This is a genomic window from Alphaproteobacteria bacterium HT1-32, from assembly GCA_009649675.1.
Classification (GTDB): domain Bacteria; phylum Pseudomonadota; class Alphaproteobacteria; order Rhodospirillales; family HT1-32; genus HT1-32.
On record WJPL01000002.1, the window covers coordinates 13,958 to 29,289 of the forward strand.

At 56.4% G+C, this 15,332-nt stretch carries 8 protein-coding genes and 3 pseudogenes; 6 read left to right on the forward strand and 5 right to left on the reverse strand.

Annotated elements, in window-relative coordinates; all coding sequences use genetic code 11:
• Positions 1 to 198: 198 nt before the first annotated feature.
• The 3 pseudogenes from GH722_11660 to GH722_11670 form a co-directional block, all read right to left on the reverse strand.
• Positions 199 to 1,896: pseudogene (locus GH722_11660) on the reverse strand (hypothetical protein).
• A 27-nt stretch (positions 1,897 to 1,923) separates the two neighbouring features.
• Positions 1,924 to 3,801 (reverse strand): annotated as a pseudogene (locus tag GH722_11665) (hypothetical protein).
• Between the two features lie 759 nt (positions 3,802 to 4,560).
• Positions 4,561 to 5,982: pseudogene (locus GH722_11670) on the reverse strand (S8 family serine peptidase).
• 526 nt (positions 5,983 to 6,508) lie between these two features.
• Here GH722_11670 and GH722_11675 point away from each other — a divergent pair.
• From GH722_11675 to GH722_11700, 6 genes are all read left to right on the forward strand, one after another.
• Positions 6,509 to 8,755 carry a type I secretion system permease/ATPase gene (locus GH722_11675; GenBank protein ID MRG72417.1) on the forward strand — a complete coding sequence of 749 codons (2,247 nt, stop codon included), beginning with the start codon at positions 6,509 to 6,511 and terminating at the stop codon, positions 8,753 to 8,755.
• 2 nt (positions 8,756 to 8,757) lie between these two features.
• A complete protein-coding gene (locus tag GH722_11680) occupies positions 8,758 to 10,164 on the forward strand; it encodes an HlyD family type I secretion periplasmic adaptor subunit (GenBank protein MRG72418.1) in 1,407 nt (468 codons plus the stop codon).
• Between the two features lie 103 nt (positions 10,165 to 10,267).
• Entirely contained in the window at positions 10,268 to 11,104 is an 837-nt protein-coding gene (locus GH722_11685) for a DUF547 domain-containing protein (protein ID MRG72419.1), read from the forward strand.
• A complete protein-coding gene (locus GH722_11690; protein ID MRG72420.1) occupies positions 11,094 to 11,807 on the forward strand; it encodes a DUF3047 domain-containing protein in 714 nt (237 codons plus the stop codon). Before GH722_11685 ends, GH722_11690 begins: the two co-directional genes overlap by 11 nt.
• Complete coding sequence (locus GH722_11695; protein MRG72421.1) at positions 11,804 to 12,574, forward strand: hypothetical protein; 771 nt, start codon at positions 11,804 to 11,806, stop codon at positions 12,572 to 12,574. The genes GH722_11690 and GH722_11695 overlap by 4 nt, the downstream gene beginning before the upstream one ends.
• Entirely contained in the window at positions 12,571 to 13,284 is a 714-nt protein-coding gene (locus GH722_11700) for a glycosyltransferase (GenBank protein MRG72422.1), read from the forward strand. Before GH722_11695 ends, GH722_11700 begins: the two co-directional genes overlap by 4 nt.
• On the opposite strand, the gene GH722_11705 is transcribed toward GH722_11700, so the two are convergent.
• Complete coding sequence (locus GH722_11705) at positions 13,272 to 14,288, reverse strand: DUF475 domain-containing protein (GenBank protein ID MRG72423.1); 1,017 nt, start codon at positions 14,286 to 14,288, stop codon at positions 13,272 to 13,274. The genes GH722_11700 and GH722_11705 overlap by 13 nt on opposite strands.
• 179 nt (positions 14,289 to 14,467) lie before the next feature.
• Positions 14,468 to 15,286 (reverse strand): sulfurtransferase, encoded by an 819-nt coding sequence (locus tag GH722_11710; GenBank protein ID MRG72424.1) that lies wholly within the window; start codon positions 15,284 to 15,286, stop codon positions 14,468 to 14,470.
• Positions 15,287 to 15,332: the final 46 nt, after the last annotated feature.

A 15,332-nucleotide genomic window follows, 5' to 3' on the forward strand; every position in this document is an offset into this window, starting at 1 on the left:
GGAAATCGTCAGGGTGCCGGTTGCACTGTCAAAGCTGCCAGTCAGCCCGGATCCGTCCGGTGCGGTGAAAGCGAGACTGTCCTGCAGGGAATAGAAACCATCTGTCAGGCGAACCGTGGCAGAATCGAATGTTGAATTGTCCGGATCGGTAACTGTGACGGCACCTGCAAGTGCATCCCCTGAAACTGAGGCACCGCCGTCGGTGACATCAAGAACCGTCGCATCATTCGAACCGGTGACCTGAATCATCCCGATATGGGTGGCGGATTCACCGTCTGCCTCGACCTGATACCTGAAAGTGAGAGATGCAGAGACACCTTCCGCGAGGCTGTCCAGATCGGTACCCGGGTCAAAGCTGTAGTTTCCGTCATCATCGAGCGACAGGCTGCCGGCTTGTGGTCCTTCAAGAAGGGTGAAGACCGCCCCGGCGTCCCCGGCGATCAGGCCCGACAGTGTTTCGTTTTCATCACCCTCAATAACGATGTTGACGAATGAGGGGGCTTCTCTGAAGTCACGTTCGATGACGACCGCATCTGACAACGATGCTACAGTCCCTGAACCGTCATCTACCTGTACATGAAGATCGACAGAGCCGCTGCTGTCTGACAGGACCTCGACTGAGTTGATAACTGTTTCGTAGGTTTGATGGTCTGCGGTTCCGGTGATGGTCAGGACACCGTCGCTTGCCGAGTAATTGTAACTCAGCCCGCTGTTGTCAGGAATATTGAGGACAACGCTGGTGATTTCTGACAATCGGGCAGGTGACACCTCGATCCGTGCAGAATGTATCTCCGTTCCGTCCACGTCCGAAATCGAAATACCGTCGATGACGGGGACATGACTCCCGGGCGGGGAGGAACCTGCGTCGATGTCTAGCCCGGCAACGAACTCACCGTCATCAAGCGAAGTGCCATCCAGACTATATTCAAAGATCATGGTTCCGGACTGGCCATCGAGGGTCCAGGACCTGAGGATTTCGATACCGTCGCCGGATTCCCTCACAGTCACCGGATCGGTTTTCGATCCGTCGGGTGAAAAGGGCACGCTGTCAATAAAGGCTGTTTTGTTGTTTTCACTGTCGACAATCACAATTGTCCGAACAGCAGGATCGCTGGCAACAGAATAAGGATCAGACAGCCATTCGTAGACAAATCCGCCATCCGAGAGAATGGTGAGGCTGCCGGGTTCTATCAGATGCTGTTCGCTGGAACCGTCGTCGAACCAGATCGTGCCAGTTGTGCTGCCATCGTTCGAAATCCGCTGTCCGAATGGATAGCTGGCGTCATAAATACTGGTGATAACAATGAATCCGCCGATCCCGTCAGACTGGATGGCAGGGCCATAGTCTCCGGTAACCCAGGGACGTGTGCGGGAGCTGCTGGCGACATATTCTGCGTCTGTTCGCGGAGAGCCGTCTTCGTTGTATATCCGGTAGTAGGTTGTGCCTCCATCACTGCTGATGGCCGAGCCAAACTGGTGCCAGGTTACGGCAAATCCGCCGTCTGACAGAACCGTAATGGCGGCACCACCTTTGCCGGAATCAGCAGTTGTCACTTCGACCTGATCACCGACCGAAGCACCGGACGGGGTGAATTCCTGAACGCGGACAACCTTGTCATCTGCGTCAGTGGCCGTCGGCCCGCCGGTCCAGACAACCTTCACATTCCCGTCCGCTGTCAGCGCCATATCCGGAACGTAGCTTTCCGGGATATCGCTTCCGACAGGGTCGAAGGCCGGAGTCAGGGCATTGCCGTCGGAATCCAGATGCTGAACTTTTATCCGTGTCGTAACCGGATCGGCATTCGGGTCGGTCTCGTGCCACATCACGACCCGGCTGCCCTCCAGCAGTTCAAGCGACTTGATGGAGTCGATGACTATCGGTTCATCCGCGACCATTAGGGAAGCTGCGTCAGAGGGTCCGACAACTTCTGTGTTTGAAATGACCGGCGCATCGTTGGTGCCGGTGATGGTGAATTCGATGCTGGCGTCAGAGGTGAAGTAGCCGTCGGAAACGCGGTAGGCTGCTGTGACAGTCTCGGTCTCACCTTCTGCCAGGCGATCGAAATCACTGCCCGGATCGAAACTGTAACTGCCATCCGGATTAATTGTGAGTGATCCGGAGTCTGGTGGCGAAAGGACGGAGTAAGAAGGAGCATCCGGGCCGACATCATCTGCCGTCAACTGACCAGAGATAATTGCGTTCTCGGAATCTGCGGAGTTCTCGGCGGCCGCTACAGGCGCGAAGTTGACACCGCTAGCATTACTGGACCGATGCAGTGTAATGTCAGCGGAGTTCGACGTCACACTGTTTGATCCATCGTTTATAGTGACTGAAAGTTCGTACGTCTGTGCGGTATCGGAAAACACTGTTACAGAGTTGATGAGTGCCTCGTACTGCGCGTGAGTGCCGATACCAGTGATGCTAAGAATGCCGCTCTCTTTCGCAAAGCTGGCTGTGAAGTCACCGTCCAATCTTGTTTCCACTCCAATGCTTTGTTCGCCCTGAACATAACCGTTCAGAAATGAAATAGTCGCGCCGGAGATTGTGTTACCGTCTGGATCCGTAATGCTGACGGCGTCCTGGCCGGAGTTGTCAACAAATGAGAAGTCTCCAAGTTCCCGATATATTCTGAGAACCGAAGAGGTTTGACCTGAGTACGTTCTTTCAACAGAGATCAAGCCTACGCCATTAATATGTTTGGTGTAGTTGCCCAGAATGACGCCCGGCAAAAAGTTGCTGGTTTGCAGTTTTGTTCCCGAATTGTCGTAACTGGTTACGACTGCTCCACTAAGTCCCTCCGAATTATCCAGTTCTGATACAACATAGATTTCGCCGTGAGGCCCTTCTGCAATCATAGAATTACGAGAAGGGAGTTCGGGGATATAGCCTGTCTGTTGACCGAGTTCATCATGAATGCTGATGACTGCCTCGGCATGATTAGCAATCAAAACGGCAAAGCCGCCATTTGCCAAAGCAGTTACTTTATTCATAACCCGGGAGTTAGCGTCTAGAACAACCGGAGAAGAAAGGGGGCGACCTTCTTCATCAAACGCTTCAATGTGTAAGCGCATGTTGTTCGTGTATTTTGATATGACAAATCCACCATTCCTCGTGGCGGTTAGCGATTCATAGCTATATGAAGAAGGCTTAACATCGGTTAGCGCGACGAAGCTTTTTCTAACGGAAAGATCATCATTCAGTATCTTTACGATGAAATTCCGGGCCGCGGGATTTTGATTTCCGTAGTAATCATCCTCCGTTCCTTTGTTGTCATCCCATGCAACAACCCAGCCACCGTCATCCAACGCAGAAATAGTTGAAAACCCCTCATAAAGCGGTGTGTCGACAAGTAGAAATTCATCAGAAAGGGGGGTGCCATCGGAATCGAATTTTCTTGCTATGATGTCGTAGTCATCGCCTTTGGCGTTTTTTGAATCAGCGGTCCAGACAGCAAGGATTTCTCCATCCCTGGCTAAAGCGAAATCAGCCCAAGGACCAGAGTCGAAGGGATCTGAATACGCGAATTCCTGACCAAGCGTGGTGCCGTCGGCATTAAACCTCTGGATTCGGGGGCCACCTCCGGACCCAAAACGATCCAATTGTGCAAAATAAGTACCGTCTCCTTGTCCTTTAATAGTATCTAGCCAAACTTTATTTCCGTTTCTGTATCCGTATAACCCGGCAGGATAATTTGTGACGTCGTTCTTCGTTAGCTCGGGGTCAGGAACGACAGCGCGGGAAACTTCCGGCGCATCATTCGTTCCTGTAACCGTTATCGTAGCTGTCTGTTCGTCGCCCATCAGGCCGTCTGACACACGATAGCGAAAACTAACATCGCGTGTTTCACCGGCTGCCAGATCGTCAAAGGACTCGCCAGTTTCGAAACTGTAGCTGCCATCGTTATTGAGTGTCAGTGAACCGGAATCCGGGGCTTCCACCAGTGAGAAAGACAGGGAATCTCCGTCCGGATCAAAGCCCGCCAACGATCCGGTCGCCAAAACATCTTCGGTTGCTGTGATGCTGGTCGTCAGGCCAACGGGTTGGTTGTTGACCTGACCGGTGGTGACATCGACAACGCCATTGTTGAAACGTACGAACTCCAGGTCCTGCAGAATGTCGGCGCCGGACGCGCCTGACAGCCGATAGGTATTCTCGCCATCCGACGCGAGTGTATAATCAAACGAGTTTCCATCGACGTAGAGTGTGTCGGTCCCGGCACCACCAAACAGGGTGTCATTGCCGCTGCTGCTGATAAGCGTGTCGTTGCCACGGCCGCCGGTCAGGATGTTGTCAGCGGCATTTCCGGTGATGATGTCGTCGCCATCGCCACCGATGGCATTCTCGATCACGGTGCCAAGATCAATGGTCAGATTCTCGCCGTCAATCTGGCTGACCGATCCGGCCACAAGATTGATCACGGAATTGCTGACAACCGCTGCGGCGTTCAGCGTGTCGATGCCGCCGTCGTCGTCACTGAGGGTGGCGCGGCTGGCATTGTAATAGTCGCTGAAGTCTTCAGTGTAGACGAAGTTGTTGCTGGTCGTGACGTCGCCATAGAAGCTGATCGAGAAATCGGTGATTGAGATGACGTTGGTGCCGGCCTCTCTAAAACTCAGGGTCCAGTCGCCTGCACTATCCTCACCCCAGAAATGAGTTGTCGAGTAAGTCCAGGTTGAGGCGCTGTAGTAACTAGCGGTGTCGCCGTCCGACAACACGGCCGATGCACCGCTGGACGAGGTCAGGACGAGTTCGAGATTGGTCTGGTAGGGCACCCCGCTGAAGGAGAAATCGACCTCGATCTCGATATGGTCGATGTCGAGAGATTCAAGGACAGTCGCCGTTCGGGTAACCGTGTTATTGCTGCCAAGCTTGCCGAAGCCACTGCCGTCATAGGTGATGACATCTTCATTTTGATAAGTGCTCTGTGCGGTCCATGTCTCCGCCAGACGGACCGCGGCATGGGCATCAACCAGGCCATGGCCGAAATCGTGGCTGACGAACATGCCGCCGCCATTCCAGTTCCCGGCACCGTTCAGTTGCCAGCCTGACTGGCTGATCTTCGAGCGGTTGGCAGAAAGTGCCAGAATTTCCTGCACATCGCGATAGCCGAGCAGCGGGTTAGCTTCGTACATGAGGGCGACGACGCCGGCGACAATTGGCGCGGCGGCCGAAGTGCCGCCGAAGCTGGAGGTGTAATCCGATGACGAATAGCCGGCGGATCCAACCCTGTCGGTGGTGTAGATGCCATAGCCTTCACCGCTGGACGGGGCCGAGACCAGAATCGCAGCGCCGGGTGTCGAGTAGTAGGAGACCGCGCCGGAATGGGCGATGGCACCGACCGCGATGGTAAAGCGTGAATTCTGCTGGTTGTGGTAGTTGACGTCGTCGTTTGATGTGCGGGCATTCCCGGCAGACCAGGTGATGGATGTGCCCAGTCCGTCACGTCCATACCGGGCGGCGTCTTCAATTGCCTGGGCCGTGGTCGCAAACTGATAGTAATTAAAATCGTCACCGTAGGAGTAAGTAAATCCCCAACTGTTGTTCACAACGTCAAAATTCCGGAATCGGGGAATCAGTTCGTCGATGTCGCTGATCGAACCATAGTCGAAACTGAAGCGAAGGCCGGCGACGGTCGAATTATAGGCAACGCCAATCGCACCGGTGCCGTTATTCTCCGCCACCATGATCCCGGCAACGGATGTGCCATGCCTGTCACTGCCAGTTGCCAGAGCGTCGCTGTCATTGCCGTAGGAATCGTAATCGTTAGCAAAATCGTAATTGCCGTCGAGATCGCTGTGGGTATGGTCGACGCCGTCATCGAAAATCGCCGTCGTGACACCCGCGCCGGTATAATCTTCCCAGACACCGTCGATATTGATGTCGACCCCGGTGGCGAGGTTCTTCAGATGCCAGAGGTTTGCGCTGCCAAGTTGTGGTACAGACGTCGGTTCGGTGATGATGTCGTGCGTGGACAGCATCATCGAATAGTCGTCATCCGGCAGGTCAAAAGATTGCGCCGTGATCGAACCGTCCGAGAAAAACAGGCCCGTTCCGTCCACTCTTATCCGGTCCGTTCCGGTCCCGTCAGGCAATTGCCGCTCTCCACTGTTCGGACCTGAAAGTCATGATCTTTCCGGTCGGGTCCGGGGAATGCCCGGACAGATGCGGCTCTTGGCTTCTGACCGCTTACCAAAAATAGTATCAGTAACAGCATTTAATTCAACTTAGAATCATCGTTTTCTGAGCGTTAAAGTTTTTCGAATGATACAATCCGGAGTGACGATGACCGGGTTAGCTGATGGCTGATATAGGGCATTGTTTTATATGACTCTTTTTTTGCTTCTCGTATGTGACTGCGAAGGTGCTGTCTTGTCCGGGTGGCGCGTTGTTTGCCAGGGCTGTGTCGGGATATCCCCATGATGATATTACGTGTGCCTGTGGTCGTCCGGGAGTCGTCGCTTAATTTCGAAGGTTGCGTGTAACTGACGGGCGCAGGATATTTGCCGGATGACAGACCGTGAAGATCAGCCCGGCCAGAACCCGCCGGAATCAGGCAATCCCGCAACGGATGGCGTTGCGCTGGGGCAGATCGAACCGGTCCGGGTGCCGCTGGAAGCGCCGGAGCCGCCCTCCGGCGAATCGGCGGGGCAGACTGACCCCGGACTGTTATGCGTCGCGATGATTGCAAAGATCCACGGCGTGAACGCGGACCCGCATCAGTTGCGCCATCAGCTTGGCCTGACAGCAGGAACCTCCGGCCCGACCGACATTCTCAAGGCGGCGAAGCTGCTGGAACTGAAGGCCCGGCTGTCCAAATCATCCTGGAAACGGCTTGCGGATACACCGCTGCCAGCGATTGCGCAGGACCGGGACGGAAACTTTTTCATTCTGGCCAAGATTGCTGATGAAGAGGTGTTGATTCACGACCCGGTTGAGGGGCGGCCCATCAAGCTTCACCGGGCGGATCTGGAAGAGCGGTGGAACGGCCGTCTCATTCTGTTTACCAAACGTGCCGGACTGGCCGGGGATGAGCGCCAGTTCGACTTTACCTGGTTCATTCCGCCGGTGGTTAAATACCGCAAGCTGTTTGGCGAAGTGCTGCTGGCGTCATTCTTCGTTCAGTGTTTTGCGCTGGTCACACCGCTGTTTTTTCAGATCGTCATCGACAAGGTGATGGTGCATCGCGGCCTGACCAGTCTGCATGTTCTGGTCATTGGCCTGCTGTCCCTCGCGGTCTTTGAAGTGGTCCTTACGGGGTTGCGTACGTACGTCTTCAGTCACACAACAAATCGCATCGATGTGGAGCTGGGTGCCAAGCTTTTCCGCCATGTCATGGGCCTGCCGCTGTCCTATTTCGGGTCGCGAAGGGTGGGGGAAACAGTTGCACGCGTACGGGAGCTGGACAGCATCCGGAACTTTCTGACCGGGTCTGCCCTGACCCTCGTCATTGATCTGATGTTCGTCTTCGTGTTTTTCGCGGTCATGTATGTCTACAGCCCGCTGCTGACCTGGATCGTGCTGGGGTCGATTCCTTTCTATGTCATTCTGGCCTATCTGGTATCGCCCACGCTGCGGGCACGCCTGCAGGACAAGTTCCAGAGAGGTGCCGAAAATCAATCCTTTCTGGTGGAAAGCGTGACCGGGGTCGAAACGGTCAAGGCGATGGGGGTGGAACCCCAGATGCAGCGGAAATGGGAAGAGCAGCTGGCGGGGTATGTTCATTCGGCGTTCCGCGCCAATAACCTGAACAATGTCGCCGGACAGATGGTCCAGCTGATCAACAAGATCGTTGTGGCGCTGGTATTGTGGTTCGGGGCACAGGCAGTGATTGCCGGGGAATTATCCATCGGCCAGCTGATTGCCTTCAACATGCTTTCCGGGCGGGTCAGCGGTCCGATTTTGCGGATGTCGCAGCTGTGGCAGGAATTCCAGCAGGCGCGCATCTCCATTGCCCGGCTTGGGGATATTCTGAATACCAGAACGGAAGCCGGGGTTACGGCAGGCCGGACCACGATGCCGACCGTTAATGGCCGGATAACCTTCGACAATGTGACCTTTCGCTACCGTCCGGATACGGCAGAGGTACTGCGGCGGATTTCGCTGGATGTGAAGGAAGGGCAGGTCATCGGTATTGTCGGCCCGTCCGGGTCGGGCAAAAGCACCCTGACCAAACTGGTTCAGCGGCTTTATGTGCCGGAAAGCGGGCGTGTTCTGATTGACGGGGTAGATCTGGCGATGGTCGACCCGGCCTGGCTGCGCCGCCGGATCGGTGTGGTGCTGCAGGAGAATTATCTGTTCGCCAAGTCGGTGCGGGACAATATCGCGCTGGCCGATCCGGGAATGGAAATGGAACGGGTGGTCGCCGCCGCCAAGCTGGCCGGGGCTCATGAGTTTATTCTGGAGATGCCGGAAGCCTATGACACGGTTGTCGGTGAGCGGGGGGGCAGCCTGTCCGGTGGCCAGCGTCAGCGTATCGCGATTGCCCGCGCGCTGGTTATGGATCCGCGTATCCTGATCTTTGATGAGGCGACAAGTGCGCTGGATTATGAATCAGAACGGATCATTCAGGAAAACATGCGGTCAATCTGTGAAGGCCGCACAGTGCTGATCATTGCGCACAGGCTGTCAACGGTACGTCATGCCGACCGTATCATCACGGTTGAATCGGGTGAGGTTGTGGAAGATGGAACCCATGAGGAACTGCTGAAGAAAGACGGTCGTTATGCGCGCCTTTACAAGGTACAGGCGGAATAGGAATGTTCGGTATATTCCGCAATATCGCGCATCATCTGGCCATTGTCCGGGATTCCCTGCGGGCTGAAAAAGAGGCGCCAAAGCAGCGCAGCCGCAGCCGCAATGAACTGGAATTCCTGCCCGCTGTCCTTGAAGTAACCGAGACGCCGCCGGCAACCATTGGTCGCGGTATCATCTGGACGATCATTGCGTTTGTCGTGGCGTCTATCACCTGGGCTTTTCTCGGCGAACTGGACATCGTCGCCGTGGCACCGGGAAAGGTGGTTGCGACGGCAGGTAATATGCCGATCCAGCCGGTTGAAATTGGCGTTGTTCGCTCGGTATATGTCAGGGACGGACAGGTTGTCTCTGCCGGTGATCCCATTCTTGAACTCGACCCGACCGAAACTGCCGCGGATGCCGAACGGCTGGCTGCCGAGCTGTTGCAGTCACGGCTGGATATTGCCCGGCTTGAAGCCCTGCTGGCACCGGACCCGACAGAAGCCTTTGAGCCGCCGCCGGAAGCAACAATCGTTCAGATCGGCCGGCAGATGGCACTGTTGCGGAGCCAGTGGCAACGTCATCAGGAATCGCTGAAGAATTACGATGGCGAGGTTGCCGTCCTGGAAGCGGAAACCGCCTCGCTGCGCAGCGAGGCCGAGAGCCTGACCTCACAGGTCATCATCAAGCGGGATGTGGTCGGACGCTACAAGACACTGGTCGACCGTGAGCAGTTTGCCCGCACCAAGTTTCAGGAAATGCGGCTGGAACTGATTACGCTGGAAGGCGAAGCCCAGGTAAAGCGCCGGATGGCTGAGTTGAATGTGGTGAAGATTGGCAACGTGATTCAGAAAGGCCGTCTGGAAGAAGCCGAATTCCGGAACCAGATAAACTCGGAACTGAAGGAAGCCGAAAAGCAGGCTTTTGCGATTGAGCAGGAACTGGTCAAGGCACGCAAGCGCGAGACCCGGCAGATACTGACCGCTCCGGCGGATGGCACAGTGCAGGAACTGAACGCCAAGGCGATCGGGCAGGTGGTCAATCCGGCGGAAATCGTTGCGGTGGTTGTCCCCTCTGGCAACAGCCTTGAGGTGCGGGCGAGGGTGGAGAACAAGGATAAGGGCTTTGTGACGCCCGGTCAGGATGTCGAGATCAAGGTTGATGCCTTTCAGTTCACAAAATGGGGCATGCTGAAAGGCAAGGTCCTGACCATGTCGGAAGATGCGATCGCTGATCCGGAAACCGGACAGACCTATTATCAGGCGGTGGTATCGATGGACCGGACGATGATGCGGCCGGAAGCGGGCGAGGGGAAGGTCGGGCCGGGCATGTCGGTGACGGCAGAAATCAAGACAGGCAAGCGCGGTATCTACGAGTATGTGCTGGCACCGCTGGTTCGCGGCATTGACGAGTCCTTCCGCGAACGCTGATCACGCAGTCTCTCACGCGGTCGTGACGCAGTGTTGAGTTCTTCTTTCGGCAGGGCGCAGTAGTCTCTGGCCGGTTCTTAACCTGTTGTGAGCTCTGCATCTGATGCGACTGATTTTCCGTGCCCCGGCGACGCTTCTCCTGATTATTCTGCTTTCCGGGTTCGGCAGTGGCGAACGATTGTTTGCGCCGGATGCTGATCTCTGGGAACGCTGGCAGGCACATGATCCGGCCAGCACGGCGGTGATCGATCATTCACCGTGGGACGGATTCCTGAAACGGCATGTTGTGGCAGATCCGGCGGGCGCAAATCTGGTCCGCTATGCTGATGTGAGTACCGAAGACAGGCTGCTGCTGGACAATTATATCGCCGGTCTTGCCGGTCTGCCGGTCAGTCGCTATGGCCGCGACGAACAACTGGCCTACTGGATGAATCTCTATAATGCCCTGACGGTACAGGTTGTCCTGACGCATTACCCGGTCGACAGCATCCGTGATATCGATATTTCTCCGGGTTTTTTCTCTGACGGACCCTGGGGCAAAAAGCTGGTCACCATTGAGGGAGAGCAGGTCAGTCTGAACGATATCGAGCACCGGATATTACGCCCGGTCTGGCGTGACCCGCGTATTCATTATGGGGTCAACTGCGCTTCCATCGGCTGTCCCGACCTTCGACGAGATGCCTTTACAGCTGAAAATACCGATGCTGCGCTGACCGCTGCTGCCCGTGATTACGTCAATGACTCCCGGGGGGTAAGCGTTGAGGGTGATTCCATCATGGTCTCCAGGATCTATGACTGGTTCATTGCGGATTTCGGCGGAGACGAGGCCGGTGTCATTGCTCATCTGTTGCGCTACGCAGAGCCTGAGCTGGCTGCAATCCTGCGCCGGAAAGCTGCTCTCGATGACACCCGGTACGACTGGTCGCTGAATGATCGCTAGATTTCCCTTCCGGCAACTGTGCGTTGTCAGTCTTGTTTTCGCGACCATGACGACGGCGTCTGCCATGGCGGCCGATATTCTGAGTCTGGATGCGGACTGGAAACAGCTTGATGTGCCGGGTCGCCCGGCGGCAGAGATATCGCTGCGGGATGATGATCTGGTCCGGCTTGTCTCGTCGGGTGGTGTCAGCTTCTTCTACCGGCCGCTCAGGATACCCGAATCCGACAGGCTGACAGCCCGCTGGCGCTGGCGGGCTGAAGGCAATTTTTCGCCCAGTGACCTGACCCGGCAGGGCGGTGACGACCGGCCGCTTGCCCTGCATCTCTGGTTCGATCAGCCGGACAGCAGCGAGATGCTGTTTGGAACCCTGGCACGGGCCTATGGTTATCCCCGCGTCACCCATGTGCTGACCTATGTATTCGGCGGTGACGGGCAGGGAGGTGCCCTGTTTGCAAACCCTTACTTCCCCGGCGGGGCGGTAATGGTTCTGCGGGCGGGTGACATGGCAAACGGTGTCTGGCTTGAGGAGAACCGGGATCTTCAGGCGGATATCCGCCGTGCTTTGGACGGGCAGGTCGAGCCTGACCATCTCCGCTTTATCGCTCTTTCTGTCGATAATGACGATCTCGGGGGTCAAAGTACCGGGGAAATCCGTGGGTTGCACCTCGGGCCGGATAGCGCTGATCCGGGATCCAGGCGATGACCTCCGGAGGAGAGACAGAATTCCGGTTGCGGCGGCTGGCCGACAAGGGTGTGCGCGCGCAGCAGCAGTCAGTCGAAAATATTGACTGGAGCAGGCGGCCAGAACTTCCGTTCTGGCTCCCGAAACGGCTGGCAGGCTGGGCCGTCAGCCAGTTCCTGCATGGTGAGATGGCGACGGCGGGCATGTGCCGGCAGATTTCATCCCGGCTGGACTCTGCGGCAGCGCAGGTTTTTCTCGAAACCCAGTATTGCGATGAAATGCGGCATGCGGCGATTTACCAACGCTATGTCGATGCGCTGGGCGGGAGCGCAGACATCACACCGCAACTGGCTTTCGCCTATGATCAGGCGCTGAGCTGGGACGGCCCGGTTGACGGCATCATCCTGGCATTTCACTGTATCCTGGAAGGTGAGAGTCTGATGTTGCAGCAGGATGTCCGCCGCTGGCTACCCTGCCCCCTGTTTAGCGAGATCAGTGATATCATCGCACGGGATGAGGCGAGGCATGTTGCCTTCGGCAGGATCTGGTGTCAGGCATCCTTGCCAACCCTGCCTCTTGCCGAACACCGGCACATTCATCGCCATCTGCGCCAGCTCTGGTTTACGACGATGAACAGTGTGATCCGGCGTATCCGCCCGTTTGATATCATCAATGGCCCAAAGCCCTGGCCAGTGTGGCTTGATGAGGCCTGGGCCGCCCGGGAAGCGGAACTGGCAAAACATGGTCTGAGGATCGGTGATGCAAGTATGACAACAGTGGCGGCATGAAAATCAGCATCATCATTCCAACCCTGAATGAGGCGGACGGGCTTCGGTATGTCCTGCAACAGCCAGCCCTGAAGGATCACAGGATCTGCGAGATCCTTGTCGCAGATGGTGGCAGTACCGACCGCACTGCGGATATCGCCCTGGCGTATGGGACAAGGCTGGTACATGCGCCCCGCGGACGCGGGCAGCAGCTGGCGGCGGGTGCCGGGGGCGCGTCTGGTGATGTTCTGCTGTTTCTGCATGCTGATACCCGCCTGCCGGACAATGCACTGAAGCAGATTGTGGCCAGTCTGGCCGATGACAGGGTTGCCGGGGGCAACTTTGCGCTGACCTTTGACGGCGACACCGGCTTTGCCGGCTGGCTCACCGGCTATTATCGCTGGCTTCGCAGAAAGGGGTTCTATTACGGTGACTCAGCCATTTTTGTCCGTCGGACTGATTATGATGCGCTCGGCGGGATCAGGCCGATCAGCCTGATGGAAGACTATGACTTTGTCCGCCGGATCGAGGCGGGCTGCCGGACGGTCTGTCTTGACGCTCCGGGGGCGATAACTTCCTCACGGCGTTTTGCCGGACGCAGACCCTGGCGTATTTTTGGCCAGTGGGTTCTGCTTCACATGCTGTTTCATCTCGGCGTATCCCCGGACCGGCTGGCACGACTATACCGGTCAGAAGAACATCAGCCCGTCATACCGTCTCAGGCTTCCTGAGCCAGTCGCTTTTTGTAGATAACCGAGGATACCAGCGCGAGTACGATAAACGTGATACCGATCAGCCCGGTGAACCATTCCGGAATATGCATGACGGCACTGGCCAGCATGATGCAGGCCAGCGTGCCGATGGCGTAATGCGCACCGTGCTCCAGATAGACATATTCATCCAGTGTGCCGCGGCGGACCAGATGGACGGTCATCGAGCGGACAAACATGGCGCCCACCGCGAGGCCCAGCATGATGATGATAACATCCTTGGTGATCGCGAAAGCACCGATGACGCCATCGAAGGAGAAAGACGCATCCAGCAGTTCCAGATACAGGAAACCGATGACGCCGGAGCGTTTGGCAACGTCGGTGGCGGAGACGCTGTCTTCGTCAATCTGAAAGGCAGCGTCGAGGCTGTTCACAAAGGCGTAGAGAATAATGCCGGCCAGCCCGGAAAGCAGGGCCGACAGGCGATCGGCTTCCGGCACCACTGCCTGCAGGCCAAGGACGGCGAGCAGAGCGATGATGATGGTGATTGATTCCAGTTTCCCCATGCCGCCGAGCAGTCGTTCCAGCGCCTTGAACCAGTGCATTTCCTTCTCGTCATCCATGAAATAGGACAGAAAGACGAGCAGCAGGAATGATCCGCCGAAGGCCGCGATCTGGATATGGGAAGCGGTCAGCAGTTCTGCATAACGTACCGGCTGATTCAGGGCCATGTCGGCGGCCATCGGTACGCTGATTTCCCCGACGACGGCCACAATGACCAGTGGGAACAGGAGGCGCATGCCGAAAACCGCAATCAGAATGCCGACGGTCAGGAACAGTTGCTGCCAGAGCCTGTTCATGTCCCGCAACACGGTAGCGTTCACCACCGCATTGTCGAAAGACAGAGAGACCTCAAGAACGGAGAGGACGGCAACCAGATAAAGCCCGGTCCAGCCGCCCCACATATATCCGAGTACCATGCAGATGATCGTCACGACGATCGATAATCCGTATATTCTCAGCATGGTCTGCTTTCTCCGCATTGATGGCTGACTTTCCAGACTCCCATTAAAGAGAAAAACCTCTTTGAATGAGTGGGTTGGATGAAATTCAAGATTGTCGGGATCATGCAGCAGAACGGCCGTTTGTCCACCGTCGAGGTTGAAAACAGGACGTCTCGGCAGTGGATTGTCCGGGTTGGAGATCAGCCGGACGCAGATAGTGCCGGCCAGTCATGGTTCTCGCCGGTGGCGTCTCTGCACCAGCGATAGAAGGCATCATAAATGCTGATGCCAGCATCAAGCTGTGCAAGATCATCCCGGTACATTCGTGACAGGCCCAGCGATGCCGCCAGCAGGCCGGCGGATTCCGGGGCAAGGCCCAGGCGGTTGGTATCCGCGCCCCGGACAATGGTTGCCAGATGTTCCAGTGCGCTGCTGCTCAGGCCGAACTCTGCAATCATTGTATCGAAGGTGCAGAGCGGCCCCCGGTGACTCCAGTAAACATCTTCAACATCAAAGGGGGTTGCGCCGAATTTATCGGCAACGCCCATGACCTGTGACGGGGTGACGAACAGGAACTGTGCAGCGGGATCAACAAACCGGCGAATCAGCCAGGGGCAGGCTATCCGGTCGATCTTCGGCCGCTGACGCGTAACCCAGACTGTCCGGCCGGCCTTGTTACGGATTGGCAGTTTGTCAGCTTCTGTCATTGGAAGGTCGGCGTCCCGCCAGGCGAACTGACCACCTTCCACACTTTCTGCATCGATGCTCAGATCACGCAGAATGGCGACGGCACCCTGACTGATTTTCAGGCCTTTCTGGCAATAGAGTATGAGTTTGCGCCCGGCCATGGGGGGCGCAAGACTGGCGATTTCGGTAAAAGGGTGCCGAAAGGCACCGGGGATTAAACGGGGGTCGTCACTAAAATCCTCGTCTGTCCGGACATCTATGAGGACCGGACAATCCGGTGTGCCGACAAGACGGTTAAGGCGGGTGACGGATATTTCTGCTGGTGACGCCATAATGCATCCCCTTTCTCTGGAAAGGTTAAAGGATGCGGTATTTGGG